A 26,595-nucleotide genomic window follows, 5' to 3' on the forward strand; every position below is an offset into this window, starting at 1 on the left:
CTCGCACACCCCCCTGCCGGATGATCTCCGTGAGCGATCGGTAACCGGGTGGCAACACACGGGCAACTCCAGCGTCTCGACTCCCGCCTAATTTCTGTCGGGCGACAGAAATTAGACCGGCAGGACAGACAGCTCCAGCAGCAGCACGAGAAGCAGTACCAGAGGCAGTACGAGAAGCAGTACGACTTCGGAGCCGGAGGACCCTCGATGGGGACATCGACCACGTACGGAGCCCGCGATCACGCCCGCGCCCAGGAGGGCGCCCAGGCGGAGGCCATGCCCGTCGTCCCGGCCGCCGACTGGCCCGCCCCGCCCTGCGCGGCCGGCCATCTGGTGTGGGCCGAGACAGTGGCGGGCGGCAACTACACGCACCGGGTCCTGGCCCGCGGCACTGAGCTGCGCCTGACCGACCTGCGCGGCGACGCCTGCGCCCATCTGCTGCTCTTCGTCGCGGACCGGCCCTGGGAGCGGCTGAACGTCGCCGACACGGTCAAGGTCCAGTGGAACGCCTACCTCGGCGAGGGGCAGCTGCTGCTGTCCGACCAGGGCCGGGTCCTCGCCTCGCTGGTCGCCGACACCTCCGGGCGCCACGACGCGCTGTGCGGCACCTCCACCCTCGTACGCAACACGAACCGGTACGGCGACGGCACCCCGCAGTCGCCCTCCCCCGCCGGCCGTGAGCTGTTCAAGCTGGCCGCGGCCAAGAACGGCCTCCAGCCGCGCGATCTGCCGCCCTCGCTCTCGTTCTTCCAGGGCGTGGAGGTACGCGAGGACGGTTCCCTCGACTTCACCGGCTCGGCCGGACCCGGCGGCAGTGTGACGCTGCGCGCCGAGCAGGACGTCACGGTGCTGATCGCGAACGTCCCGCACCCCGCGGACCCGCGCGACGACTACGTCAGCACCCCGCTGGAGGTGCTGGCGTGGCGCGCCGAGGCGACCCGCCCCGGCGACCCCCTGTGGGAGGCCACGCCCGAAGGCCACCGGGCCTTCCTCAACACCGCTGAATTCCTTGCCGCGAGGGGGCTCGCATGAGCACGCCGACCGTCCGGAAGTACGTCGTCGCGGCCCGCGCCGCCTGGTCGTCCGTCGTCCGCGCGGGCGGGACGCTGACCATCACCGACCTGCACGGCAACCAGGCCGTCGACTTCCTCGTGTACGACGCCCACGACACGTCCGTGCGCTACAGCGCGCCCGACACGATCCATGCCCAGGGCGGCGTCTTCCTCACCACGGGCAGTGTCCTGATGTCGAACGAGCACACGCCCCTGATGACCGTGACCGCCGACGACGTGGGCCGCCACGACACGGTGGGCGGTGCCTGCTCCAAGGAGTCGAACACCCTGCGGTACGGCCATCACACCTGGTCTCAGCATGCCTGCGTGGACAACTTCCTCGCCGAGGGCGCCAAACACGGCCTGGGCAAGAGGGACTTGGTCTCCAACATCAACTGGTACATGAACGTGCCGGTGGAGAAGGACGGCACGCTGGGCATCGTCGACGGCCTCTCGGCGCCGGGGCTCTCGCTCACGCTCCGCGCCGAGCGCGATGTCCTGGTCCTCGTCTCCAACTGCCCCCAGATCAACAACCCCTGCAACGGCTTCGACCCGACAGCGGTGGAGATGACCATCACCGAGCCTGAGACGGACACCCCGGCGGCCACGGCATGACCTTCGACACGCTGCTGGTCGCCAACCGGGGCGAGATCGCCGTACGCATCATCCGTACGGCACGGGAGCTGGGCCTGCGCACGGTCGCGGTCCACTCCGACGCCGACCGCTCCGCCCCGCACGTCCGGCTCGCCGACGAGGCGGTGCGGCTCGGTCCGGCGCCCGCCAAGGAGTCGTATCTCGACGCCGACCTGGTGCTGGCGGCGGCCAAGGCGACGGGGGCGGGGGCGATCCATCCCGGGTACGGCTTCCTGTCCGAGGACGCGGCCTTCGCGCGGCGCTGCGAGGACGCCGGGATCGTGTTCGTGGGGCCGACGCCCGCTCAGCTGGACCTGTTCGGCGCGAAGCACACGGCCCGGGCGGCCGCCGAAGCGGCCGGCGTGCCCCTCGCACCCGGCACGGGACTGCTGGCCTCCCTCGACGAGGCGTACGAACAGGCCGCGGCCATCGGCTATCCCGTGATGCTCAAGGCGACCGGCGGGGGCGGCGGCATCGGCATGTCGGCCTGTGCTTCGGCGGCCGAACTCGCCGACGCCTGGGAGCGGGTGCAGCGCGTCGCCGCCGCCTCCTTCTCCTCGGCCGGCGTCTTCCTGGAACGGCTCGTCGAACACGCCCGCCATGTCGAGGTACAGGTCTTCGGCGACGGCGAGGGCCGGGTCGTCACCTTCGGCGACCGCGACTGCTCGCTCCAGCGCCGCAACCAGAAGGTGGTGGAAGAGGCCCCGGCCCCCGGTATCCCCGAGCACGTGCGCACCCAACTGACGGACGCAGCACGCAACTTGTGCTCCTCCGTCGACTACCGCTCTGCCGGAACAGTGGAGTTCGTGTACGACGCGGCCCGCGAGGAAGCGTACTTCCTGGAGGTCAACACCCGTCTCCAGGTGGAACATCCGGTCACGGAGGAGATCTACGGCGTCGACCTCGTCGCCTGGATGCTGCGGCTGGCCCGCGGTGAGCGCGATGTCGTACGGGACCCGGGCACGCCCCGCGGTCACGCCGTCGAGGCCCGTGTCTACGCGGAGGATCCCTCGCGCGAACACCGGCCCAGCGCGGGCCTGTTGACCCGGGTCGAGTTCCCGGGCGGAGTGCGGATCGACGGCTGGGTGGAGACGGGCACCGAGGTGACCACCTCGTACGACCCGATGCTCGCGAAGGTGATCGCGTACGGCGCCGACCGGGAGCACGCGCTGCGCCGGCTCGACGAGGCGCTGGCCCGCACCCGGGTCGACGGCATCGAGACCAACCTCGGGCTGGTGCGGGCGGCGCTGGCGAACCAGGACTTCCGCTCCGCGACGCACTCGACGGCGACCCTCGCCGGGGTGAGTGATCCGACTCCGCGCATCGAGGTCGTCTCCGGCGGGACGCTCACCACGGTCCAGGACTGGCCGGGCCGCACCGGCTACTGGCAGGTGGGCGTGCCTCCGTGCGGCCCGATGGACGACCGCTCGTTCCGGCTCGGCAACCGCGCCCTGGGCAACGACGAGGGCGCCCCCGGCCTCGAATGCACCCTCCAGGGACCGTCGTTGAGGTTCACCCACCCCACGACGGTGTGTGTGACCGGGGCTCCGGCGCCGGTCACCCTGGACGGTGCGCCGGTCGCGCAGTGGGAACCGGTGACGGTCCCGGCGGGTGCCGTACTGGCGATCGGGGCCCCGACGGAACAGGGCCTGCGGACCTACGTACTGTTCGCCGGCGGCGGCCTGGACGTGCCGCCCTTCCTCGGCAGCGCGGCCACCTTCACGCTGGGCGGATTCGGCGGCCACGGCGGCCGGGCGCTGCGCACGGGCGACGTACTGCACGGCGGAGCGGCGACGGAGTCGGGAACCTCGGTCCCCTCCGCCGACCGCCCGGAGTTCGCCTCGCCCTGGCACATCGGCGCGGTCGAAGGCCCGCACGCGGCACCGGAGTTCTTCACCGAGGAGGACATCCACGACTTCTACGCGGCCGACTGGAAGGTCCACTTCAACTCGGCCCGCACGGGCGTACGACTGGTCGGCCCCAAGCCCCGCTGGGCGCGTACCGACGGGGGTGAGGCGGGCCTGCACCCGTCCAACATCCATGACACGCCGTACTCCGTGGGCGCCGTCGACTACACGGGCGACATGCCGGTGCTGCTGGGGCCGGACGGCCCCTCGCTCGGCGGCTTCGTGTGCCCGGCGACCGTCCTCAGCACGGAACGCTGGAAACTGGGCCAGCTGCGGCCCGGCGACACGGTCCGTTTCGCACCGGTGGACACAACAGGCGTACGCCGGGCGGCGATTGTGGACGGGGGCATCCTGGCCCGGGACGGCGACATCACGTACCGGCGCAGCGGCGACGACAACCTGCTGGTCGAATTCGGGCCCATGCAGCTGGACTTGGCGCTCCGGATGCGCGTCCACGCCCTGATGGAGGCGGTGACGGAGCTGGACCTGGAAGGGGTGACGGACCTGACCCCGGGTATCCGCTCCCTCCAGATCCAGGCGAACCCGGCCGTGCTCCCCCAGCCCGAACTCCTCGCCGCGATACGGCGGACGGCGACCGCCCTGCCCCCCGCGGACCACCTCACGGTCCCCTCCCGCACGGTCCACCTCCCCCTCTCCTGGGACGACCCGGCGACCCGCGAGGCGATCGCCCGCTATATGGCGGGCGTCCGCGACGACGCCCCCTGGTGCCCGTGGAACATCGAGTTCATCCGCCGGGTGAACGGTCTGGACTCGGTCGACGACGTGTACCGCACGGTCTTCGAGGCGGAGTACCTCGTACTGGGCCTGGGAGACGTCTACCTGGGCGCCCCGGTGGCCACCCCGCTGGACCCCCGCCACCGCCTGGTCACGACAAAGTACAACCCGGCCCGCACCTGGACGGCGGAGAACTCGGTGGGCATCGGCGGCGCCTACCTCTGTATCTACGGCATGGAGGGCCCCGGCGGCTACCAGTTCGTCGGTCGTACGACCCAGGTGTGGTCCGGCTGGCAGCAGCGCGGCGCGTTCGAACCGGGCTCACCGTGGCTGCTGCGCTTCTTCGACCGCATCAAGTGGTACGCCGTCGAGCCCGACGAACTCCTGGACCTGCGCGCCGACATCGTCTCGGGTCGCTTCGTCCCCCGCATCGAGGAGGGCGTCTTCTCCCTGGCGGAGTACGAGGAGTTCCTGGCGCAGAACGCCGAGTCGATCGCGGAGTTCCGCTCCCGCCAGGGTGCGGCCTTCTCGGCGGAACGGGACGCGTGGGAAGCGGCGGGCGAGTTCACGAGGGCGGAGGCCGTCACGGCACCTCCGGCCCCCTCCACCGAGGTGACGGTCCCGGCCGGGGGTCACCTCATCGAGGCCGAATTCGCCGCGTCGGTATGGCAGTTGAACGTCTCTCCGGGCGACGAGGTAACAGCGGGCCAGCCGCTCCTGGCCCTGGAGGCGATGAAAATGGAGTCCCGGATACACGCCCCGATCACCGGCGTGGTCCACGAAATCCTGACCAGACCGGGCGCCCAGGTGGAGGCAGGCACGGCATTGATCGTGCTGACTCCGAGCCCCTGACAGCCGACCTGTGCAGGATTTCGCCCCCGCCGCCCCTACCCGTCCCATCCTCGGGGGCGCTGCCCCCGAACCCCCGCTCCTCAAACGCCGGAGGGGCTGACATACCAGCCCGTCCGGCGTTTGAGGACGAGGCCCGTTCAGGGCCGGCTTCTTTCCCACCCACCCGCCCCCACCGTGTCTACACCCCAGGCCGCACCCCTCCAGCCCCGGCCCGCACCTCCAGCCCGTCCGGCGTTTGAGGACAAGGCCCCTTCAGGGCCGACAGCGGGGGTCTGGGGGCGCAGCCCCCAGGAACGGGATGGGACGGGTAGGGGCGGCGGGGGCGAGGAAACCCTTGTCCACCCACCCGCAGCCGACAGCACCACCCCAGCCCAAGGAGCACAGATGTCGACCCTGACCCGAGTCCGTATGGCCTACGCCCGCATCGACGCCGCGGACCGCCCCGAGGTCTGGATCGACCTACGCCCCCAGGCCGAGGTCGAATCCGAGGCCCAGGCCATCGACGCCCGCCTCGCCGCCGGCGACCACCTCCCCCTCGCCGGCAGACTCTTCGCCGCCAAGGGCAACATCGACGTCGAGGGCCTCCCCACCACCGCCGGCTGCCCGGCCTACGCCTACCACCCCGAGGCCGACGCCCCGGTCGTCGCCCGACTCAGAAACGCCGGCGCCCTCCTCCTCGGCACCACCAACCTCGACCAGTTCGCCACCGGCCTGGTCGGCACCCGTTCCCCCTACGGCGCCGTCCGCAACGCCCACGACCCCGCCCGTATCAGCGGCGGCTCCAGCTCCGGCTCCGCGACAGCCGTGACGCTGGGCTTCGTCGACTTCGCCCTCGGCACCGACACCGCCGGCTCCGGCCGCGTCCCCGCCGCCTTCAACGGCATCGTCGGCCTCAAGCCCACCCGAGGCCTCGTCCCCACCACCGGCGTCGTCCCGGCCTGCGCGTCGCTCGACTGCGTGACCGTCTTCGCCCGTACGCTCCCCGAGGCCGAGCAGGCACTCTCGCACATGGCGTCCCCGTCCGCCCGGGAACTCCCGCACCTCCCGCAGCGCACCCCAGGCCCCTGGCGCGTGGCGGTCCCACCGCTCGCCCAGCTCGGAGAACTCGACCCGGGCTGGGCGGAGGCGTACGAGGCCGTGGTGACGCGGCTGCGCGCCACAGGTGTCTCCGTCCGCACGCTCGACCTCACGCCGTTCACCGAGGCCGCCGCGATGCTGTACCAGGGCGCGTTCGTCGCGGAGCGCTATACGGCTGTAGGTGCCTTTGTCGACAAGTTGCTCGCCGAGGGAGGTGAAGCGAGCGCGACCCTGGACCCCACCGTCGCCGGCATCATCACCCGCGCCCGCGACATCCCCGCCCACCAGCTCTACGCCGACCAGGAGCGACTGGCCGCCCTGCGCGCCGACGCCCTCGCGGAACTGGGGGACGCCGACGCCCTGTTGCTGCCCACGGCCCCCGGGCACCCCACCCTCGCCGAGGTCGCCGCCGACCCACTGGGCGCCAACGCCCGCCTCGGCCGGTTCACCAACTCCACCAACCTCTTCGACCTGGCCGCGGTCGCCGTGCCCGCCGGCCAGGTCGACGGCCTTCCCTTCGGCGTGATGCTGATCGGCCCGGCGTTCACCGACGAACGGCTCGCCACGATCGCCCGTCTGGTGCAGCCCGAGGTCCGACTCGCGGTGGTCGGCGCACATCTCGCGGGCCAGCCGCTGAACCCCCAGCTCCTCGCCCTGGGCGCCCGGCTGGAACGTACGACGACGACAGCCCCCGTCTACCGTCTGCACGCCCTCCCCACGACCCCGCCGAAGCCGGGCCTGGTCCACGTCGGCGAAGGGGAAACCACCGGTGCGGCCATCGAGGCCGAGGTGTGGCGCCTGCCCGCCGAGGGACTCGGCCACTTCCTCGCGGCCCTCCCCCGCCCGATGGCGCTGGGCCGCCTCGAACTCGCCGACGGCACCCGCGTACCCGGCTTCCTGTGCGAACCGGCCGCGCTGGAAGGCGCCGAGGACATCACGGCGTACGGCGGCTGGCGCGCGTACCTGAACAGTCGCCCCTGACGACCGCGCGCGCTGCGCCGTGTCTCACCCGGAGAAGACGCAGACCGACTTCACACGCTCCGCGTATGAGGTCGGCGCCGGGCGGGACACCGAGTGTGCGACCCCGCAGGGCAGCCACCGTAGAGCCATGGCCGATCGGCCCGCACCCCACAACTGCGCGCAGCGAGCCTCGCCCCGACCCGCCAGACCACCGCAGGCCACACCCCCGCCGGGCGCCGCAAGACCCCGGACCACCCGCGCACGCCCCGCACGCACGCTGGGCTCGACCAACCACCAAGCCGGCCCAGCCCAGCCCCGGTGGACCGGAACACCCCTAACCGCCGGGGGCTACCCCACCGACGAGTACGCCACAACGCCCCGCAGCAGCCCCTCCACGGCCTTGCGCGCGTTCTTCGCGACCGTCGACCCCTCGCTGCCGGAGACCGGCGCCGCGGCCGAGATCTGCCCGAGGACGTCGATGACCTGCTTGCACCACCGGACGAAGTCGCCGGCCGGCATCTCCGCCTCGCGCAGGACCTCGTCGAGGCCCTTGCCGGAGGCCCACTCGTAGGCCGCCCAGGCGAAGCCGAGGTCGGGCTCGCGCTGGCCTACGCCCTCGCTCTGGGTGATCCGGAACTCCTCCTCCAGCGCGTCGAGCCGGCCCCAGATGCGGACCATCTCGCCGAGCGCGGCCTTGGCCTTCCCGGACGGCACCTTCGGTGCCATGGCGTCGTCGGCGACCCGCGACTCGTAGACCAACGCCGAGACGCAGGCGGCGAGTTCGGCGGGAGAGAGTCCCTCCCACACGCCCGCGCGCAGGCATTCGCTGGCCAACAGGTCCAGTTCGCCGTAGAGCCGGGCGAGCCGCTTGCCGTGCTCGGTCACCTCGTCGGACCGCAGATAGTCCAGCTCGGTGAGCAGGGCGACGATGCGGTCGAACGTCCGGGCGATGGTGTTCGTACGGCCCTCGATGCGCCGCTCCAGCTGCGAGGTGTCACGCAGCAGCCGGTGGTAACGCTCGGCCCAACGGGCGTGGTCCTCGCGGTCGTTGCAGCCGTGGCAGGCGTGCGCGCGGATCGCGGTGCGGAGCCGGGCGATCTCACGGTCGTCGGCCGCCTGCGCCCGCTGCTTGCGGGCCCGCTCGGGCGGGATGTGCCCGGCCTTGGTGCGCAGCGCGGACGCGAGGTCACGGCGGGACTGCGGGGAGCGCGGGTTGAAGGTCTTGGGGACCCTCATCCGCTCCAATGCCTCGACAGGCACGGGGAAGTCCATGGACGCCAGTCGCTTCACCTGCCGTTCGGCCGTCAGCACCAGCGGGCGCGGCCCGTCGTGCTGCTCGAAACCGCGGTGGCCGTTGGACCGGCCGGCGGGCAGTCCCGGGTCCAGGACGAGCGCGAGGCCCGCGTACTTGCCGGTGGGGACGTGGATGATGTCACCGGGCTTGAGCTTCTCCAGTGCGACGGCGGCCTCGGCGCGGCGCTGGGCGGCGCCCTGGCGGGCCAGATCGGTCTCGCGGTCCTTGAGTTCGCGGCGCAGTGCCGCGTACTCCTCGAAGTCGCCCAGGTGGCAGGTCATGGACTCCTTGTAGCCATCGAGTCCCTCCTCGTTGCGCTGCACCTGCCGGGAGATCCCTACGACCGACTTGTCGGCCTGGAACTGCGCGAACGAGGTCTCCAGCAGCTCGCGCGAGCGGTGCCGCCCGAACTGTTCCACGAGGTTGACCGCCATGTTGTACGACGGCTTGAAGCTGGAGCGCAGCGGGTACGTGCGCGTGCCGGCCAGTCCCGCCAGGTGGTCGGGGCTCATACCGCGCTGCCACAGCACGACGGCGTGACCCTCGACGTCGATGCCGCGTCGGCCGGCGCGGCCGGTCAACTGGGTGTACTCGCCGGGGGTGATGTCGGCGTGCTGTTCGCCGTTCCACTTGACGAGCTTCTCCAGCACGACCGAGCGGGCGGGCATGTTGATGCCGAGCGCGAGGGTCTCGGTGGCGAACACGGCCTTCACGAGGCCGCGTACGAACAACTCCTCGACGACCTCCTTGAACGTGGGCAGCATGCCCGCGTGGTGGGCGGCGATGCCGCGCTCCAGACCTTCCAGCCACTCGAAGTACCCGAGGACGTGGAGGTCCTCGTCGGGGATGGAGGCGGTGCGCTCCTCGACGAGGGCGCGCACCCGTTCCCGCGCCTCGTCGTCGTTCAGCCGCAGCCCCGCGTACAGGCACTGCTGTACGGCGGCCTCGCAGGCCGCGCGGCTGAAGATGAACGTGATGGCGGGCAACAGGCCCTCGGAATCGAGGCGTTCGATGACTTCGGGGCGCCCCGGTGTCCATACGCGCGAGCGGGATCTGCGCTCGCGTTCACGGTCGGCCTCGCGCATGGCACGCCCGCGTTTGCGGTCCTGGAAGGAGGGTCGCTGGGCCTCCATGCGCGCGAGCCGCGTGAGGTCGGGGTTGACGGCCTTCCTGCTGCCCTCGCCCTCCTCGAAGAGGTCGTACATCCGGCGCCCGGCGAGCACGTGCTGGAAGAGGGGCACGGGCCGGTGCTCGGAGACGATCACCTGGGTGTCGCCGCGCACGGTGTCGAGCCAGTCGCCGAACTCCTCGGCGTTGGACACGGTCGCCGACAGCGAGACGAGGGTGACCGACTCGGGGAGGTGGATGATCACTTCCTCCCACACGGCGCCGCGGAAGCGGTCGGAGAGGTAGTGCACCTCGTCCATGACCACATAGCCGAGGCCCAGGAGGGTCTGCGAGCCCGCGTACAGCATGTTCCGCAGGACCTCGGTGGTCATCACGACCACCGGGGCATCGGAGTTGACGCTGTTGTCGCCGGTGAGCAGGCCGACCTTGTCCGCGCCGTAACGGCGGCAGAGGTCGGAGTACTTCTGGTTCGACAGGGCCTTGATGGGGGTCGTGTAGAAGCACTTCTTGCCCTGCAGAAGGGCGAGATGGACGGCGAACTCGCCGACGATCGTCTTGCCCGAACCGGTGGGGGCGGCCACCAGCACGCCCTTTCCCGCTTCGAGCGCCTGGCAGGCCTCGATCTGGAAGGGGTCGAGACCGAATTCGTACATCTCGCGGAAGGACGCGAGCGCGGTGGCCTGCTCGACAGCGCGCTTACGTGCTGCCGCATACCGCTCGGCCGGTGAGAGGTCCTCTGTCATCGTGCTTTCGAGACTACCGGCCCCCACTGACAACAGGACGATCATTATCCGGATCGATGCCTGGGAAACCCACAATCCGTGCAGCTCAGGCAATGTGGAAGCGGCCGGGGCACCCGGGTGGGCGCCCCGGCCGCTTCCGCGTCGGGATGGTGAGAGGGTGCGTCAGGTCACGTCGTCATAGCCGTTGACCCGTTCCGTGCCCGTCTGTTCGGGCAGGGCACGGCTGGCGGAGACGGTCTCGATCTCGCCGATGTCCTCGGGGGTGAGGTCCAGGTCGGAGGCCTCGTCGTCACCCGGGCCCGCCTTCTCGCGCCGGCGTTTGCGCCGGTCGTTCGTCAGCGAGAAGGCCACCGCGCCGAAGTACAGGAGCCAGATCGGTCCGGCGAGCGCCAGCATGGTCAGCGGGTCCGTACTGGGGGTCGCGAGCGCCGCGAACACCGTGATGCCCATGATCATGCCGCGCCACCAGCCGGCCATCTTCTTGCCGGAGAGGATGCCGGTGAGGTTGAGCATGATCAGCAGCAGCGGCAGTTCGAAGGAGAGACCGAAGACCAGCACCATGCGTGTGACGAGGTCGAGCAGGTCGTCCAGCGGCAGCAGGTTGTCGACGCCGAACGGCGTGAACTCGATGAGCACCTTCGCGGTGGTCGGGAGCACCCGGTAGGCGAAGTAGGCGCCGCCGAGGAACAGCGGAACGCCGGATGCGACGAACGCGTACGCGTACTTCTTCTCGCCCTTGTGCAGGCCCGGGGCGACGAAGGCCCAGAGCTGGTAGAGCCAGATCGGCGAGGCGAGCACGACACCGGCCATCAGCGACACCTTCAGCGCGAGCGTGAAGGGTGCGAGCAGACCGTTGATCGTGATCTTCGCGCAGGGGTTCTGGCTCTGGGTCTGCTGCTTCGCCAGCTCCGAGAAGGAGGACGGGCAGCCGACCGAGTCGAGCACCGGCTTCGTGAAGAAGTTGATGATGTCGTTGTAGAAGAAGGCCGCCACGATCGTGACGAGCACGATGGCGAGCATGGCCTTCGCGACCCGGTTGCGAAGCTCGCGAAGGTGCTCCACGAGAGGCATCCGCCCCTCGGGATCCCTCTCCTTCTCCTTGTTGCGGGCAGACTTGAGCAACCCACGTCCTCATCTCGTGCGGCAGGCCGGAGGTGTCCGGCCCTGCGTCAGCGTCAGCGCTGGGTCGTGTCCGTGGGCTCGGTGACCGGGCGCGAGCTCGTCACGTCCCCGGGGGAGGCCTGGATGGTGCGCTGCACCGGGGGCTGCTCGTCGGTGTGCGGCGGGCCGGCGGGGGCGGTTTCCTGGCCCTCCGACTTCATCGCCTTGGCCTCGCTCTTCAGGATGCGCGCGGACTTGCCGAGCGAGCGCGCCATGTCCGGAAGCTTCTTCGCGCCGAACAACAGGATGATGACGACGAGGATGAGAATGATCTCGGGAGCGCCGAGCCTTCCGAACATTTCTTTACCTTCTCACCGAGGCGGCTGGGTGGGGGTGCTGTCCGATGGTTCGGACAGGTGTCCGACCTTCGTGTTCACAGCGATCGTAACTCTCGGGGGTAAACCTGAGGCAATCCCTGTGCGTACTCCCGGTATGCGGTCCGGGCCTCGTTTTCCGGCCGCGATCAGCAGCGTACCTGCCGCCACCGACAAGGTGACAGGGCGAAGTCGCCCAAAACACATCAGCCCAAGGACTCACAGGAAAGCCGCCGGGCACTCACAGCGCGTCCACAGAGCGCGCCGTGTGCACCGCGGCCCGTTCCAGATCCTCCGCGGCCCGGTTGATGCGCCGTGCGGAGTCCGTGACCTGCCTTCCCAGGCGCTGCGCCTCCAGGAAGACCCGGACGGCGAGCACCCCGAGAACGGCGAGACCCAGGAACCCCACAGCGATCGCGAACATCGGCCAGAACATGGCCCGAGCCTAGTCCCTCACCGGGTCCCGGCCGCGGGCCCCCGGGGCCTCAGGACGGCGTGGCCAGCCGCAGCGTCTTGACCCCGCCCCCGGTGAGCAGCTCGACGACCCGCTCGCCAGCCGGTTTGCGCACGGTCACGTCGCAGTCGGGGCAGGTGAAGGAGTAGAAGGTGGTGCGGCTGGTGGCGCCGATGGCCAGGCGCAGGGAGCCCGCGGTGAGCTCGAAGTTGCCACGGCAGTCCGGACAGGCGGCGCGGAACACGACGGGGGCCACTCTCTTCATTCCGGCGAAGGCTGAAGCCACGGTCATGTCCCGCACATCTGACATCGCAGACTCGCTCAACGCTCCTGCTCCCGTCTGTCGTACAGCCCGTCCTGAACTCCGTGCGCCCCGGATCCCGGCGTCGCCGTCCCGAGGGCCGCCTGCGGGGCGTCGTACGCCGCCAGCGCCTCCTGGGCGGCCTCCCGGGCGCTGTCCGCGAGATCCTGCGGCGAGACGATGCGCCCGTCGCGGCCGAGCCTCAGCCCCAGGCGCCGCAGTGACGCCGGATCGGGGGTACGCAGAGTGATACGCAGCCCGCCGTCGGGAAGCTCATCGGCGCTGTCGTGCGGGTAGTACTCGGCGACCCAGCGCCCGCCGGGCCCGACCTCGACGACTACCTCGGGGTCCTCGGCGGCGGGCTGCACGAGCCCCTCCGACAGGTCCCGCAGCTCTATCTCGGGCGGGGCGGCCGGCTCGTCCAGGATCTCGATCTCGGCGACCCGGTCGAGACGGAAAGTGCGGCGCGCCTCGGAGCGCCTGCACCAGGCCTCGACATAGGTGTGGCCCACACTGACCAGGCGGATCGGGTCGATCTCCCGTTCGGTGACCTCGTCGCGCGCGGGCGAGTAGTAACGGATCCGCAGGCGGCGGCGCTCGGAGATCGCCCGGTCGACGTCCGCGAAGACGCCGCCCTCCGACTCGAAGGTCACCGACAGCCGGGTGCTGGCCCCGGCGGCCTCGCCGGCCGCCGTCTCCACCTTGGCGGTGGCCCGCAGGAGTGCCTGCCGGTCGCCCTCGCGCAGCCCGGGCAGGGTGGACACCGCGCGGGCGGCCACCAGAAGAGCGGTCGCCTCGTCGGCGGCCAGCCTGAGCGGTTCAGCGGCCTCCTCCCCGAGGGCCGCCGGGTTGTGCCACCAGATCCGTTCGCCGTCGGTGTCGATGTCGAGCAGGTCGCCACCGCGGAAGCTGGTGCCGCACATGGGCAGCACGTCCAGGTCCGAGACCAGCTCGTCCTCGGTGATCCCGAACGCGCGGGCCACGTCGCCGACGCGCGCGCCGGGCCGCTCGCGCAGATATGTCACCAGAGACAGCATGCGCCGTGTCTGGTCGATGGCGTTCACTGGCCTGGCCGGTTTGCCTGCCACTTGCTTGTGCTCCCCCTCAGCCCTTGGCCACGGCGCGCAGCCGGTCCACCACGTCGGCACGCAGCTCGGCCGGCTCGAGGACCACCACGTCCGGCCCGAACTCCACCAGCCAGGCGTCCAGCCCGTGCCCGTACGGAATCTCCAACTCGTCCCAGCCGTCGCCGAGTTCCCGCACGCGGGACGCTTTCGCCCGAAGGGGGTAGCCGGCACCCGTCCGCAGCCTGATCAGCGCGGAACGGTCGGCGCTCTCCCCCGCCCAGCTGGCGACGGTCTCGCGGACGGTGACGACGTCGGGCACCTCCGCGGTGAACTTCGCGCTCCGGCTGCGGACCTTGCCGGTGATCCGTGACAGCCGGAACACCCGTTCGGCGCCCCGGTCGCGGTCCCAGCCGGCCAGGTACCAGTGACCGCGCCAGCACTCCAGCGCCCACGGCTCCACCTGACGGGGCTCCGGGCGGGCGGCGGTGGCCTTGCGGTAGTCGAAGACGACCGGGCGACGGTCCCGGCAGGCCAGCATCAGCGGCTCGAACGCGGCCTCATGCACCGGAATACGCGGTTCCAGGGCGCCGTGGGGCTCGTAGGGGTCGACGTCCTCGGGCAGACCGGCCGCGCGCAGCTTCTGCAGCGCGCCACTGGCCGCACCGGCGAGGCGGGCCTGCTGCCAGACCTTCGCGGCCAGCCCCAGGGCGGCGGCCTCCTCGGCGTCGAGGGTGATGGGCGGCAGCCGGTTGCTGTCACGGCCGGCGCGGTAGCCGACCTCACCGTCGAGGTTCTCCACCGTCTCGATGACCAGCCCGAGTTCGCGCAGATCGTCCTTGTCCCGTTCGAACATCCGGTTGAAGGAGTCGTCGCTGCCCGCTTCGAGATAGGCCTCGATGGAGTCACGCAGCTCGCGCTTGCTCAGCGGCCGGCGCGTCCCGAGCAGACACAGCGCCAGGTTCATCAGCCGCTCGGCCTTGGCAATGGCCATCGACGCCCTTCGTCTTCCCTATGGTGCTTACGACGGATGACCGTACCGCTCCGAAGTGGCGCGGCAAAAGCCGAGGGTCCATGCCCGGACAGGCATGGACCCTGGATGATCGGCTTCGGTCGGACCCCGTACCTGATTCGTACGACGATCCGACCTGATCCCGATCCCATTCGATCGTCGTACGACGATCGGATCGGACGGTCAGACCGCGATCAGGTCCACCACGAAGATCAGCGTCTCGCCCGGCTTGATCGCCGGCGTGGGGCTCCGGTCACCGTAGGCAAGGTGGGCCGGGATGGTCAGCTCACGCCGCCCACCGACCTTCATGCCCTGCACACCGAGGTCCCAGCCCTTGATGACCCGGCCGCCGCCCAGCGGGAACGAGAACGCGCTGCCCCGGTTCCAGCTGGCGTCGAACTCCTCGCCCGTGCTGAAGGAAACTCCCACGTAGTGGACGGTGACGTTCTTACCCGCCACCGCTTCGGCGCCGTCGCCCTCCCAGATGTCCTTGATCTGAAGGTCCGCCGGCGGCTCGCCCTCGGGGAAGTCGATCTCGGGCTTCTCGATGCTCACGTCTCTGGCTCCTGCTGGTGAATGAACAAAGGCAACACGCACAGTCTTTCATCCCCGGCGCGGTGCCGCCCGCGCCGGGCCGACCTCCCCGAGGGGTCACATCTTCGCGAGGATGTCCACGGAGAACACCAGTACGGAGTCCTTCGAGATACCGCTGCCCTGCGGCGGGTTGTCGCCGTAGCCCAGGGCCGGCGGAATGGAGATCATCACGCGGCTGCCGACCTTCTTCCCGGCCAGCCCCTGCGCCCAGCCCTTGACGACCTGCGACAACCCGAACGACACCAGCTGCCCGTTCTTGTACGACGAGTCGAACTCCTTGCCCGTGTCCCACAGCACGCCCTTGTACTGCACGAGGACCGACTCGGTCTCCTTGACCACCTCGCCGTCACCCTCGATGACGTAGTTCGCCACGAGCTTCGTCGGCGCGGCCGACTTCGGGACCTCGATCGAGGGAGCCGCACCGTCGGTGTTCGTACCGACCTTGGGCAGCGCCTTGTCGTCCTGGGCCACGACCTTGCCCTTCGCCGAGCTCTTCGCGTTGAACGTGTCCTTGACGTCCACGACGAACACCAGCGTGTCGGTGCCCTTGATACCGGCCTGCGAGTTGCCCTTGGTGCCGTAGCCCCAGGTCGGCGGGATGGCCATCTCGACCCGGCTGCCGGCCTTCCGGCCCGTCAGCGCGTACCGCCAGCCGTCGATGATGCCGCCCTGCGCGAGCTGGATGACGAGCGCGGTCCCCCGGTCGTACGAGTTGTCGAAGACCTTCCCCGAATCCCAGATCTGGCCCAGGTAGTTCGCCACGACGTAGTCGTTCTCCACGACCGTCTTGCCGTTGCCGGCGATGAGGGTCTTCACCGCGAGGTCCTTCGACGGCTCACCGCTGCCCTTGGCCACGGTTGGCTTCTCGTCGAACTTCGCCCCCGCCGTGATCGCCGGCAGCGGACCGTCCACGATCTTCGGCGCCGGGGCCGTCGACGAACCCGACGCCGAAGGGGACGGGCTGCTGTCACTGGCCTTGCTCTCGTCGGACTTGTCGTCACCGCATCCGGCGAGCGTGACAAGTCCGGCAGGTACGGCAAGGAGAACTGAGCGTCGGCGCACGGTGAAAGCCTCGTATCGGTGTCGATCTTGTGTTGCTGGGGTGCGCGCAACTCTACGGCGTGCGAAGGGCGCCGTACGGAAAACGTACGGCGCCCGTGTTGCGTTCCGGAATGACATCCGGCCGCAAATCTCACATACCGGCGATCAGCTTCTCCACCCGTTCGTCGACACTCCGGAACGGGTCCTTGCACAACACTGTGCGCTGCGCCTGGTCGTTGAGCTTCAGATGCACCCAGTCGACCGTGAAATCACGGCGCTGTTCCTGCGCCCGCCGGATGAAGTCACCGCGCAACCGTGCCCGAGTGGTCTGCGGCGGAACCGACTTGCCCTCGAAGATCTTCATGTCGTTGCAGATCCGGGCGGCCTGGTTCTTCCTCTCCAACAGGTAGTAAAGACCCCGCCTGCGGTGAATGTCGTGATAGGCGAGGTCTATCTGAGCGACGCGCGGATGCGACATCGTCATGTTGTGCTTGGCCCGGTACCGCTCGATGAGCTGGTACTTCATCACCCAGTCGATCTCGGTGCCGATCCGGTCCAGATCCTCGGCCTCGATGGAGTCGAGCACCCGGCCCCACAGCTCCAGCACCTGCGCGACCGTGCCCGTACGGATACCCCGCCGCTCGACGAAGTCCACGGCCTTCTCGTAGTACTCGCGCTGCACATCCAGCGCCGAGGCCTCCCGGCCGCTGGCCAGCCGCACCTTGCGGCGGCCCGTGATGTCGTGGCTGACCTCGCGGATCGCCCGGATCGGGTTCTCCAGAGTCAGGTCCCGCATCACCGTGCCCGCCTCGATCATGCGCAGCACGAGGTCGGTGGCACCGACCTTCAGAAGCATCGTGGTCTCGGACATGTTCGAGTCGCCGACGATGACATGCAGCCGACGATAACGCTCGGCGTCCGCGTGCGGTTCGTCACGCGTGTTGATGATCGGCCGGGACCTGGTCGTCGCCGACGAGACGCCCTCCCAGATGTGCTCCGCCCGCTGACTCACGCAGTACACGGCACCGCGCGGCGTCTGCAGCACCTTGCCCGCACCGCACAGAAGCTGGCGGGTGACCAGGAACGGAATGAGGATGTCAGCGAGCCGGGAGAACTCCCCGTGCCGCGCCACCAGATAGTTCTCGTGGCAACCGTACGAGTTGCCCGCCGAGTCCGTGTTGTTCTTGAAGAGGTAGACGTCGCCCGCGATTCCTTCCTCGTGCAGGCGTCGTTCGGCGTCCACCAGGAGTCCTTCGAGAATGCGCTCGCCGGCCTTGTCGTGGGTGACGAGTTCCGTCACGTTGTCACATTCCGGTGTCGCGTATTCCGGATGTGATCCCACGTCAAGATAGAGGCGTGCGCCGTTTCGCAGAAAGACATTGCTGCTACGGCCCCATGACACGACACGGCGGAAGAGGTACCGAGCCACCTCGTCGGGAGACAGACGCCGCTGTCCCCTGAACGTACACGTGACGCCGTACTCGTTCTCCAGCCCGAAAATGCGGCGGTCCATGACTGAACATTACGCCCGATCACCCGAGCTGAAACGGGTTCCGGCAGCACGGTTCGGATCATTTTCCGATGAGACCGCAACAACCGAGCCCTCCACGGGAGCCGCCAGCACCCGCCCGGTGACCAGCAGAACCAGCAACGACACGGCCCCGGCGCCCCCCGGCACGACGAACCCCCACAGCGTTCCGCCCCACTCGACGACCGGCCCCGCAAGGCCCGTTCCCAACGACGCACCCACGGTGAACGTCGTCACAAGCCAGGAGAAAGCCTCGGTGACCGTCCCCCTCGGAGCGTGCCGGTCCACCAGCACGAACACACACGCGAGAGCCGGCGCCAGGAACACACCCGCCAGCACCATGAGCAACGTCATGGCGACCGCACCCGGCATCAGCGTCAACGGCAGGTAACACACCGCCAGCAACCCCACCAGCACCGTCAGCCGGCGCTCCGCCGGCGCACTCCACTGCCGCGCCCCGTACACCGTCCCGCCCAGCAGCGCGCCCAGTCCGACGGCCGCCATCAGCCAGCCGTACACCGCGTCCCCGCCGTGGTCGTCCGCGTACGACACCGACGCGACCGTGATGGACCCCATCGCGATCCCCACGAACAGGAACGCCCCCAGCATCACCAGCAGCCCGGGCGACCGCAGCGCGCCCAGCCAGTGCGCCTCACGCGGCGCCGAACGCCACTCCCGCGAAGGCGGCGACAGCACGACGGACAGGGCCCCCAGGACCCCGATCACGTTCAGCACCAGCAACGCGGCCTGCGCCGACCACAGCGACGCGCACAGCGTCACCAGCAACGGCCCCACGGTGAACATGACTTCCTGCGCCACCGCGTCCATCGCGTACGCCGTGTGCACCTGGTCCTCCTTACGGAGGACAGAGGGCCACAGCGCCCGCAGACCACCCTCCAATGGAGGCGTGAAAAGCCCGGCGACCACAACGGTGACATACGCGAGCGGGAGAGGCTCGGTGCCCGCGAACGCGAACGCCCCCATACCGCAGGCCGATACGAACGCGGCCGACAACTGGACCCGCGGCTGCCCGTACAGGTCGACCAGCCGCCCCAGCAGCGGCTGCCCCACCGCGTTCGCCACGCCGTACGCCGCCGCGAGCCCGCCGGCAAGGCTGTAGGTGCCTCCCCCGGCCCGGACGAACAGCACGATCGCGATCGCCGCCGTGGCGTTCGGCAGCCGCCCCACCAGGGTGCCCACGAGCAGCCGCACCGCATGCCGCGCCCTGAGGATCTCCAGGTATCCCGCCGCCATGACCAGCCCTTCCCCTCACCCGCGACGCCGGAAGTTGTACGTATAACGTCGCCCGTCATACGTACCATGTGCCCAGTCCGCACGTCCACACGAAGGATCCCCGACGAAGGAGCAGGCCCCGGTGGCACGAGGCAGCACCCGACCCACCAGCCGCGACGTCGCCCGGGCCGCCGGTGTCTCCCAGGCCGCCGTCTCACTCGTCCTCGGCGACAAATGGCGAGGCCGCGTCTCCGAGACCACCGCCGAACGCGTACGCACCGCCGCCCGCGACCTCGGCTACCGCCCCAACCTCGCCGCCCGCAACCTACGCCTCGGCCACACCCGCACCGTCCTCCTCGTCGTCCCCGTCCTCACCACCGAGTTCTTCGCCGGCGTCTACACCGGAGCCGCCCGCATCGCCGCCGAACACGGCTTCGGAGTCGTCCTCTACCCCTCCCCCGAAGGCATCGGCCCGGCCCGGGACCCCTTCCACTCCGCCCAGGCCGCCCTCGACGGCGTCCTCGCCTCCTCCATGGCCGCCGACGCCCTCACCGCCATCCGCGGCGACCAACTCCCCCTCGTCATGCTCGACAGCGACCCCCACGGCAGCCTCGGCGCCGCCACCGTCAACCTCGACATCGCCGACGGCGTCCGCCAGGTCGCCGACCACCTCCTCACCCTCGGTCACCGCCACTTCCTCCACCTCGCCGCCGACATCCCCTCCTGGACCTTCGCCGTACGCGCCCACGAACTCGCCACACGCCTCGCCACCGTCCCCGGAACCGGCCTGCGCACCATCCACGCCCCCATCACCATCGAAGGCGCCCAGCGGGCCACCACGGCCGCCCTCGCCGGCCCCGGCCCGCACCCCACCGCCCTCGTCTGCGACGACGACAAACTCGCCACCGGCGCCTACAAGGCCATCCGCCGCCTCGGCCTGCGCATCCCCGACGACCTCTCCGTCACCGGCATCGACGACCTCGCCCTCGCCACCGCCATCGACCCCGAACTCACCACCGTCCGACTCGACGCCGAACTCTTCGGCGAACGCGGCATGCAAGCCCTCCTCGCCGTCCTCGACGGCCGCACCCCCACCCAGGGCGACATCCCCGTCCAACTCGTCGTACGAGGCTCCACAGCCCCACCCCGCAGCCACACCTGACACCCCGAGCCCCCACCAACGCCCGCACCCCGGCGCCAGAGGCAACCGGGGTGCGCATGCAAGACAAGAAAAAACAACAGCGGCTACTCGTCCTCCTCCGCGGCGCTCTCCGCCTCCGTAGCCGCCCCGCCCGCCTCCAGCAGACGCCCCAGCTGACGACCCACGATCCGCTTGAACTTCCGCTTCTGAGGCCGCGTACGGTCCAGCACCGCCACCTCCAGCCGCTCCGCCGGAATCTCCCGCTCGGTACCGTTCGTATCCCGCGACAGCGCCTGAACCGCCAGCTTCAGCGCCTCCGCCAAGGACATACCGTCCTGGTGACGCTGATCCAGATACGTGCTGATCTGCTCCGCGTTACCACCGACCGCCACCGAACCGTGCTCATCGACGATCGACCCGTCATGAGGAAGCCGGTAGATCTGGTCACCGTCGGGCGTCTCACCGACCTCCGCGACAACCAGCTCCACCTCGTACGGCTTCTCAGCCGCCGATGAGAAGATCGTGCCCAACGTCTGCGCGTACACGTTGGCCAGCCCACGAGCCGTCACATCGGCACGGTCGTACGTGTACCCACGCATATCGGCATACCGCACACCGCCGATCCGCAGGTTCTCGTACTCGTTGTACTTACCGGCAGCCGCGAAGCCGATCCGGTCGTAGATCTCGCTGAACTTGTGCAGCGCACGGGACGGGTTCTCGCCGACGAACACGATGCCATCGGCATACTGCAGCACAACCAGGCTGCGACCACGCGCGATGCCCTTCCGGGCGTACTCCGCGCGGTCGGCCATCGCCTGCTGGGGTGAGACATAGAACGGCGTCGACACCGGATTAACCGTCCCTTCCTGTCGAATCTGTCGAAGTCACTGGACCACCTGAACAACGAGAGGCACTACGGCCTCCGCACTCCAACAGCTCAGAGCAGCGCGGCACGCGGGCCGTCGGGCTGCTCCAGACGCCGCTCAAGAATCGAACGGGCGATCTCGGCGGACTCCTCGTCCGTCAGCCTGCGGAAACCGTCCTCGGTGATCACCGTGACAATCGGGTAGATCCGGCGTGCGACATCCGGACCACCGGTCGCCGAATCGTCGTCCGCCGCGTCGTACAACGCCTGAATCACCAGCGTCGTCGCATCCGACTCGCTCAGATCACGGCTGTACAGCTTCTTCATCGCACCACGCGCGAAGATCGACCCCGACCCCGTCGCCGCGTAACCGTGCTCCTCGGAACGCCCGCCCGTCACGTCGTACGAGAAGATGCGCCCCTTCCCGCGGTCCACGTCGAACCCGGCGAACAACGGCACGACAGCGAGCCCCTGCATCGCCATCCCGAGATTCGAACGAATCATGGTCGACAGCCGGTTCGCCTTGCCCTCGAGCGAGAGCTGCGCGCCTTCCACCTTCTCGAAGTGCTCCAGCTCCAGCTGGAACAGCTTCACCATCTCGACGGCGAGACCCGCGGTGCCGGCGATCCCGACAGCCGAGTACTCGTCCGCCGGGAACACCTTCTCGATGTCCCGCTGCGCGATGACGTTCCCCATGGTCGCCCGCCGGTCACCGGCGAGGACGACACCACCCGGGAAGGTGACGGCCACGATGGTCGTACCGTGCGGGGCCTCGATCGCGCCCTGGGTGGGCGGCAGTTGCCGCCTGCCCGGGAGCATCTCCGGCTGATGGTCGGACAGAAAGTCCATGAAGGACGACGACCCGGGCGTCAGGAAGGCAGCCGGTAGACGCCCGGTGCTACGAGTGTTGGCTTCCATGGAGTTCCTTCCAGGTAAGCGGCAGCCCGACGAACAGCGTCGGGATCGTCTCCCAACTTGCCGATGGCCGAATTGCAGTTGAAGCACAGTACGCCCCGGACCCTACCCGTGTTGTGGCAGTGATCCACATGAACGGCAGGAGCTTTCAGGCAGATCACGCAGAGCCCCATTTGAGAGGCGCCCATCTCGTCACGTTCGGCTTCGGTCATGCCGTAGTTGCGCTTCAGATGGTCCGCGCGCCCTTGTTTGGCCTTGCATGCCTTGCAGCGCGTCGACAGTCCGTCCGACGCCGTCACATTTCGATGCCACTCGCTGTGGGGTTTCACCTCGCCGCATCCGCGGCAACGCTTGAACCCGGAAGGCACAGCAGGATTCTTTAGTTCACGACGCTCGCGCCGCTTCCTCTGATCCCACCGCTTCGCATAGTCGCGAGCGCACGGCTTGCAGTAGTCCTGCAAGCCGTCGTCCCGCCCCTGGTGACGTCCGAACGCTTCGCGGGGCAGGCGCTCCTCACAGCGAGGGCATCGCTTCAGCTCCACACCGTTCACATCCGTAGGCTACTGTCCACCCTTCTGAACGAACGAGCGTACGAAGTCCTCGGCGTTCTCCTCGAGGACATCATCGATTTCGTCCAGGACGGAGTCCACGTCGTCGCTCAGCTTCTCCTGGCGCTCCTTGAGGTCCTCCGACACCTGTGCCTCAGGTGCCTCCTCGACCTCCTCGGTGCTGCGCGTCGCCTTCTGCTGTCCGCCGCCGGTGTCCTTGGTCGCCATAACCCTCACCCCGCTCGGTTCGACGTTCTTGATCAGACCCTACAAGCAGGGTCCGACATTGGCCCCGCTGTTGCTACAACGTCCGGGAACCACCTCGATGATTCCCGGACGCCACACTTTCCACCCCGCCCGGCCGCGCCGGCCCGAAGGCCCGCTCAGTGGCCCGACAGGACCCTGACCAGGTCTTCTGCCGTGCGGCAGCGGTCCAGGAGCTCTTTCACGTGATTACGCGTTCCGCGAAGCGGCTCCAGGGTTGGGACGCGCTGGAGCGAGTCCCGGCCCGGCAGATCGAAGATCACCGAGTCCCAGGAGGCCGCGGCGACGTCGTCCGCGTACTGCTCCAGGCAGCGTCCGCGGAAGTAGGCGCGCGTGTCCTCCGGGGGCTTCGTGCGGGCCCTCTCGACCTCGTTCTCGTCCAGCAGGCGCTTGATGCGCCCACGAGCCACGAGGCGGTTGTAGAGGCCCTTCTCGGCCCGTACGTCGGCGTACTGGAGGTCGACCAGGTGCAGCCGGGCGGCGTCCCAGTCGAGGTCGTCCCGGCGCCGGTAGCCCTCCATGAGCTCCCGCTTGGCGACCCAGTCGAGCTCGCCCGCGAGGCTCATGGGGTTGTTCTCCAGCCGGTTCAGGGTGTCTTCCCAGCGGACCAGGACGTCCTTCGTCTGGTCGTCGGCGTCGGCCCCGTACCGCTCCTCGACGTACTTGCGCGAGAGCTCGAAGTACTCCATCTGGAGCTGTACGGCGGTCAGCTTGCGCCCGCTGCGGAGCGTGACCAGTCGCTTGAGTGTCGGGTCGTGGGAGACCTGGTGGAGGGTGCGTACGGGCTGGTCGACGGCCAGGTCGACGGCGATGAAGCCGTCCTCGATCATGGAGAGGACCAGGGCCGTCGTACCCAGCTTCAGGTACGTCGAGATCTCCGACAGGTTCGCGTCGCCGATGATCACGTGGAGGCGGCGGTATTTCTCCGCGTCCGCGTGCGGCTCGTCCCGGGTGTTGATGATCGGGCGCTTGAGAGTGGTCTCCAGGCCCACCTCGACCTCGAAGTAGTCCGCTCGCTGGCTGAGCTGGAAGCCGTGTTCGTGGCCGTCCTGGCCGATGCCCACGCGGCCGGCGCCGGTGACGACCTGGCGGGAGACGAAGAAGGGCGTGAGGTGGCGCACGATGTCCGAGAAGGGGGTTTCCCGCTTCATCAGGTAGTTCTCGTGCGTGCCGTAGGAGGCGCCCTTGTTGTCGGTGTTGTTCTTGTAGAGGTGGATCGGCTGGGCGCCGGGAAGCTGGGCGGCCCGTTCGGCCGCTTCGGCCATGATGCGTTCGCCGGCCTTGTCCCAGAGGACGGCGTCGCGGGGGTTGGTGACCTCGGGGGCGCTGTATTCGGGGTGTGCGTGGTCGACGTAGAGCCGCGCGCCGTTGGTGAGGATGACGTTGGCCAGGCCGATGTCCTCGTCGGTGAGCTGGCTGGAGTCTGCGACCTCGCGGGCGAGGTCGAAGCCTCGCGCGTCGCGGAGCGGGTTCTCCTCCTCGAAGTCCCAGCGGGCCCTGCGGGCCCGGTGCATCGCCGCCGCGTAGGCGTTGACGATCTGGGACGAGGTGAGCATGGCATTGGCGTTCGGGTGGCCGGGGACGGAGATCCCGTACTCCGTCTCGATGCCCATTACTCGCCGTACGGTCATGCGGCCCTCCTTGCCCGGCGGTGTCCTCGGTCGGGGACGCCGCTCAAGTACCGGTGGTGCTCCGGTGCGTGTGCGGTGCCCGTCCCCGCACTGCGCGACCCGGCGGTACGAAAGAGCCTAGAACGCCTTTGCGCTGGTGGGGAGATCATTTGCGTCATTGCCTCGCTCCGGCTGTGGCCTGAAAAACAGTTGGCTGCGGGTACCCGGTGAGGGCACCCGCAGCCACCCCGTTTTTTACAGGTACTGACCGGTGTTGGCCACCGTGTCGATGGAGCGTCCGGTGTCCGCGCCCTGCTTGCCGGTGATGAGCGTACGGATGTACACGATCCGTTCGCCCTTCTTTCCGGAGATCCGGGCCCAGTCGTCGGGGTTGGTGGTGTTGGGGAGGTCCTCGTTCTCCTTGAACTCGTCCACGCATGCCTGGAGGAGATGGGAGACGCGGATGCCCTTCTGCTTGTGGTCGAGGAAGTCCTTGATCGCCATCTTCTTGGCCCGGCCCACGATGTTCTCGATCATGGCGCCGGAGTTGAAGTCCTTGAAGTAGAGGACTTCCTTGTCACCGTTGGCGTAGGTGACCTCCAGGAAGCGGTTCTCCTCGGATTCCGTGTACATGTGTTCCACGGCTGTCTGGATCATGCTCTGGACCGTGGCGCCCTTGTCGCCGCCGTGCTCCCCCACGTCCTCGGGGTGCAGCGGGAGGCGGTCGGTGAGGTACTTCTGGAAGATGTCCTTGGCCGATTCGGCGTCCGGACGTTCGATCTTGATCTTCACGTCGAGGCGGCCGGGGCGCAGGATGGCGGGGTCGATCATGTCCTCACGGTTGGAGGCGCCGATCACGACCACGTTCTGCAGGCCTTCCACGCCGTCGATCTCGGCGAGGAGCTGGGGGACGATGGTGTTCTCCACGTCCGAGCTGACGCCGGATCCGCGGGTGCGGAAGAGGGATTCCATCTCGTCGAAGAAGACGATGACGGGGGTGCCCTCGCTGGCCTTCTCCCTTGCACGCTGGAAGACGAGGCGGATCTGCCGCTCGGTCTCGCCGACGTACTTGTTGAGGAGTTCGGGACCCTTGATGTTGAGGAAGAAGCTCTTGCCCTGGGCCTGGCCGGTGACCTCGGCGACCTTTTTGGCCAGCGAGTTGGCGACGGCCTTGGCGATGAGCGTCTTTCCGCATCCTGGGGGCCCGTAGAGCAGGACGCCCTTGGGCGGCCTGAGTTCGTGCTCCTTGAAGAGGTCGGGGTGAAGGTACGGGAGTTCGACCGCGTCGCGGATCATTTCGATCTGGTTGCCCAGGCCGCCGATCTGCTCGTAGCCGATGTCGGGTACTTCTTCGAGGACGAGTTCCTCGACCTCGCTCTTCGGTACGACTTCGTAGACGTAGCCGGAGCGTGGTTCGAGCAGGAGAGCGTCGCCGGGGCGGATGACGACGTCCAGGAGGGGTTCGGCGAGCCGTACCACCCGTTCCTCGTCGGTGTGCCCCTGTACCAGGGCGCGCTCGCCGTCCTCAAGGATCTCCTTGAGGGTGACGATGTCGCCGACGCTCTCGTATTCCATGGCCTCGACCACGTTGAGAGCTTCGTTGAGCATCAGTTCCTGGCCGCGTCGGAGCTCTTCGAGCTCGACGCTGGGGCTGACGTTCACTCGGAGTTTGCGGCCTCCGGTGAAGATGTCGGCCGTGCCGTCCTCGTTGGCCTCCAGAAAGACACCGAAGCCGGCCGGGGGCTGTGCGAGCCGGTCGACCTCCTCCTTGAGGGCCACGATCTGGTCGCGGGCCTCCCGGAGTGTGTTGGCGAGCCGCTCGTTCTGTGCGGACACGCCGGCCAGGTTGGTCTGCAACTCGACGATCCGCTCTTCGAGAATCCTCGTGTGTCGCGGAGAGTCGGCGAGCTTGCGCCGCAGGACGGCGATCTCCTGCTCAAGGTAGGCAACCTGCCCGGACGGGTCGTCGGACCCTCGTCCCGGGCGGATGCCGCGGTTCATGTCGTCGTCGTGGGCTGCCACGGTCCTCACCTCCTCCAAGGGGAGCTGGACGCTTCCAGACCCTACCTGGGTGGGTGTCGATTGAAACCCCTAGATCACAAAGACTCTAGCGGTGTGTCCGATCTTCACCCTTGCGCTCTCCCTCACGCCAGGGGAATACCCACAGAA

Annotated in this window: 21 protein-coding genes and 1 pseudogene; 5 read left to right on the forward strand and 17 right to left on the reverse strand. The window is 69.1% G+C overall.

The genetic code is table 11. The features are described 5' to 3' along the window. Positions 1-207: 207 nt before the first annotated feature. The 4 genes and pseudogenes from OG241_RS11450 to atzF form a co-directional block, all read left to right on the forward strand. Positions 208-1,032 (forward strand): urea amidolyase associated protein UAAP1, encoded by an 825-nt coding sequence (locus tag OG241_RS11450; RefSeq protein ID WP_405815120.1) that lies wholly within the window; start codon positions 208-210, stop codon positions 1,030-1,032. Next, positions 1,029-1,667: an urea amidolyase associated protein UAAP2 gene (locus OG241_RS11455; protein WP_405815121.1), complete on the forward strand. Its 639-nt coding sequence runs from the start codon at positions 1,029-1,031 to the stop codon at positions 1,665-1,667. The genes OG241_RS11450 and OG241_RS11455 overlap by 4 nt, the downstream gene beginning before the upstream one ends. Then, entirely contained in the window at positions 1,664-5,179 is a 3,516-nt protein-coding gene (locus OG241_RS11460) for a 5-oxoprolinase/urea amidolyase family protein (protein WP_405815122.1), read from the forward strand. The genes OG241_RS11455 and OG241_RS11460 overlap by 4 nt, the downstream gene beginning before the upstream one ends. Positions 5,180-5,557: 378 nt before the next feature. Next, a pseudogene (gene atzF / locus OG241_RS11465) lies at positions 5,558-7,237 on the forward strand (allophanate hydrolase); the annotation flags it as partial. Between the two features lie 327 nt (positions 7,238-7,564). On the opposite strand, the gene OG241_RS11470 reads toward atzF, so the two are convergent. The 11 genes from OG241_RS11470 to OG241_RS11520 form a co-directional block, all read right to left on the reverse strand. Then, positions 7,565-10,426, reverse strand: a complete 2,862-nt coding sequence (locus OG241_RS11470) for a DEAD/DEAH box helicase (protein ID WP_405815123.1) — start codon at positions 10,424-10,426, stop codon at positions 7,565-7,567. 117 nt (positions 10,427-10,543) lie between these two features. Next, positions 10,544-11,503: a twin-arginine translocase subunit TatC gene (gene tatC, locus OG241_RS11475; protein WP_405815124.1), complete on the reverse strand. Its 960-nt coding sequence runs from the start codon at positions 11,501-11,503 to the stop codon at positions 10,544-10,546. 53 nt (positions 11,504-11,556) lie between these two features. After that, complete coding sequence (tatA, locus tag OG241_RS11480) at positions 11,557-11,841, reverse strand: Sec-independent protein translocase subunit TatA (RefSeq protein ID WP_405815125.1); 285 nt, start codon at positions 11,839-11,841, stop codon at positions 11,557-11,559. A 256-nt stretch (positions 11,842-12,097) separates the two neighbouring features. Beyond that, complete coding sequence (locus tag OG241_RS11485; protein ID WP_006379812.1) at positions 12,098-12,292, reverse strand: hypothetical protein; 195 nt, start codon at positions 12,290-12,292, stop codon at positions 12,098-12,100. 49 nt (positions 12,293-12,341) lie between these two features. Further along, positions 12,342-12,635: a hypothetical protein gene (locus tag OG241_RS11490; protein ID WP_405815126.1), complete on the reverse strand. Its 294-nt coding sequence runs from the start codon at positions 12,633-12,635 to the stop codon at positions 12,342-12,344. After that, on the reverse strand, positions 12,632-13,699 hold the full coding sequence (locus OG241_RS11495) for a helix-turn-helix transcriptional regulator (protein ID WP_405815127.1): 1,068 nt from the start codon (positions 13,697-13,699) through the stop codon (positions 12,632-12,634). Before OG241_RS11495 ends, OG241_RS11490 begins: the two co-directional genes overlap by 4 nt. A 16-nt stretch (positions 13,700-13,715) precedes the next feature. Further along, a complete protein-coding gene (locus OG241_RS11500; RefSeq protein ID WP_405815129.1) occupies positions 13,716-14,669 on the reverse strand; it encodes a helix-turn-helix transcriptional regulator in 954 nt (317 codons plus the stop codon). 201 nt (positions 14,670-14,870) lie between these two features. Next, on the reverse strand, positions 14,871-15,242 hold the full coding sequence (locus OG241_RS11505) for an FKBP-type peptidyl-prolyl cis-trans isomerase (RefSeq protein ID WP_405815130.1): 372 nt from the start codon (positions 15,240-15,242) through the stop codon (positions 14,871-14,873). Between the two features lie 96 nt (positions 15,243-15,338). Beyond that, the gene (locus tag OG241_RS11510; RefSeq protein ID WP_405815132.1) at positions 15,339-16,343 is read right to left on the reverse strand and encodes an FKBP-type peptidyl-prolyl cis-trans isomerase; all 1,005 of its coding nucleotides are present in this window, start codon (positions 16,341-16,343) and stop codon (positions 15,339-15,341) included. A gap of 130 nt (positions 16,344-16,473) precedes the next feature. Continuing rightward, positions 16,474-17,835: a Pup--protein ligase gene (pafA, locus tag OG241_RS11515; RefSeq protein WP_405815133.1), complete on the reverse strand. Its 1,362-nt coding sequence runs from the start codon at positions 17,833-17,835 to the stop codon at positions 16,474-16,476. 9 nt (positions 17,836-17,844) lie between these two features. Continuing rightward, positions 17,845-19,104: an MFS transporter gene (locus tag OG241_RS11520; RefSeq protein WP_405815134.1), complete on the reverse strand. Its 1,260-nt coding sequence runs from the start codon at positions 19,102-19,104 to the stop codon at positions 17,845-17,847. 121 nt (positions 19,105-19,225) lie between these two features. Here OG241_RS11520 and OG241_RS11525 point away from each other — a divergent pair, with 121 nt between their 5' ends. After that, positions 19,226-20,245, forward strand: coding sequence for a LacI family DNA-binding transcriptional regulator (locus OG241_RS11525; protein ID WP_405815135.1), 1,020 nt, complete (start codon positions 19,226-19,228; stop codon positions 20,243-20,245). A gap of 83 nt (positions 20,246-20,328) precedes the next feature. Here the strand turns inward: OG241_RS11525 and prcA are convergent, their stop codons facing one another. The 6 genes from prcA to arc all read right to left on the reverse strand — a co-directional run bounded on the left by prcA (position 20,329) and on the right by arc (position 26,448). Next, on the reverse strand, positions 20,329-21,072 hold the full coding sequence (gene prcA / locus OG241_RS11530; protein WP_006379810.1) for a proteasome subunit alpha: 744 nt from the start codon (positions 21,070-21,072) through the stop codon (positions 20,329-20,331). Between the two features lie 89 nt (positions 21,073-21,161). After that, positions 21,162-22,007 carry a proteasome subunit beta gene (prcB, locus tag OG241_RS11535; RefSeq protein WP_405815137.1) on the reverse strand — a complete coding sequence of 282 codons (846 nt, stop codon included), beginning with the start codon at positions 22,005-22,007 and terminating at the stop codon, positions 21,162-21,164. After that, positions 21,959-22,555, reverse strand: a complete 597-nt coding sequence (locus OG241_RS11540) for an endonuclease VII domain-containing protein (RefSeq protein ID WP_405815138.1) — start codon at positions 22,553-22,555, stop codon at positions 21,959-21,961. Before OG241_RS11540 ends, prcB begins: the two co-directional genes overlap by 49 nt. A 9-nt stretch (positions 22,556-22,564) precedes the next feature. Next, positions 22,565-22,780: a ubiquitin-like protein Pup gene (locus tag OG241_RS11545; RefSeq protein WP_161064777.1), complete on the reverse strand. Its 216-nt coding sequence runs from the start codon at positions 22,778-22,780 to the stop codon at positions 22,565-22,567. A 155-nt stretch (positions 22,781-22,935) separates the two neighbouring features. Next, positions 22,936-24,447 carry a depupylase/deamidase Dop gene (gene dop, locus OG241_RS11550; RefSeq protein WP_405815139.1) on the reverse strand — a complete coding sequence of 504 codons (1,512 nt, stop codon included), beginning with the start codon at positions 24,445-24,447 and terminating at the stop codon, positions 22,936-22,938. Positions 24,448-24,681: 234 nt separating this feature from the next. Further along, positions 24,682-26,448, reverse strand: a complete 1,767-nt coding sequence (arc, locus tag OG241_RS11555; protein WP_405815141.1) for a proteasome ATPase — start codon at positions 26,446-26,448, stop codon at positions 24,682-24,684. Positions 26,449-26,595: the final 147 nt, after the last annotated feature.

The organism is Streptomyces sp. NBC_01390, from assembly GCF_045040105.1.
Taxonomy (GTDB): Bacteria; Actinomycetota; Actinomycetes; order Streptomycetales; family Streptomycetaceae; genus Streptomyces.

What these genes read in the sequence shown, in the direction of transcription:
- OG241_RS11450 (WP_405815120.1), top strand. Translation starts at nt 208, where the DNA reads ATGGGGACATCGACCACGTACGGAGCCCGCGATCACGCCCGCGCCCAG.
- OG241_RS11455 (WP_405815121.1), top strand. Translation starts at nt 1,029, where the DNA reads ATGAGCACGCCGACCGTCCGGAAGTACGTCGTCGCGGCCCGCGCCGCC.
- OG241_RS11460 (WP_405815122.1), top strand. Translation starts at nt 1,664, where the DNA reads ATGACCTTCGACACGCTGCTGGTCGCCAACCGGGGCGAGATCGCCGTA.
- OG241_RS11470 (WP_405815123.1), bottom strand. Translation starts at nt 10,426, where the DNA reads ATGATCGTCCTGTTGTCAGTGGGGGCCGGTAGTCTCGAAAGCACGATG.
- tatA (WP_405815125.1), bottom strand. Translation starts at nt 11,841, where the DNA reads ATGTTCGGAAGGCTCGGCGCTCCCGAGATCATTCTCATCCTCGTCGTC.
- OG241_RS11485 (WP_006379812.1), bottom strand. Translation starts at nt 12,292, where the DNA reads ATGTTCTGGCCGATGTTCGCGATCGCTGTGGGGTTCCTGGGTCTCGCC.
- OG241_RS11500 (WP_405815129.1), bottom strand. Translation starts at nt 14,669, where the DNA reads ATGGCCATTGCCAAGGCCGAGCGGCTGATGAACCTGGCGCTGTGTCTG.
- pafA (WP_405815133.1), bottom strand. Translation starts at nt 17,835, where the DNA reads ATGGACCGCCGCATTTTCGGGCTGGAGAACGAGTACGGCGTCACGTGT.
- OG241_RS11520 (WP_405815134.1), bottom strand. Translation starts at nt 19,104, where the DNA reads ATGGCGGCGGGATACCTGGAGATCCTCAGGGCGCGGCATGCGGTGCGG.
- prcB (WP_405815137.1), bottom strand. Translation starts at nt 22,007, where the DNA reads ATGGAAGCCAACACTCGTAGCACCGGGCGTCTACCGGCTGCCTTCCTG.
- OG241_RS11545 (WP_161064777.1), bottom strand. Translation starts at nt 22,780, where the DNA reads ATGGCGACCAAGGACACCGGCGGCGGACAGCAGAAGGCGACGCGCAGC.
- dop (WP_405815139.1), bottom strand. Translation starts at nt 24,447, where the DNA reads ATGACCGTACGGCGAGTAATGGGCATCGAGACGGAGTACGGGATCTCC.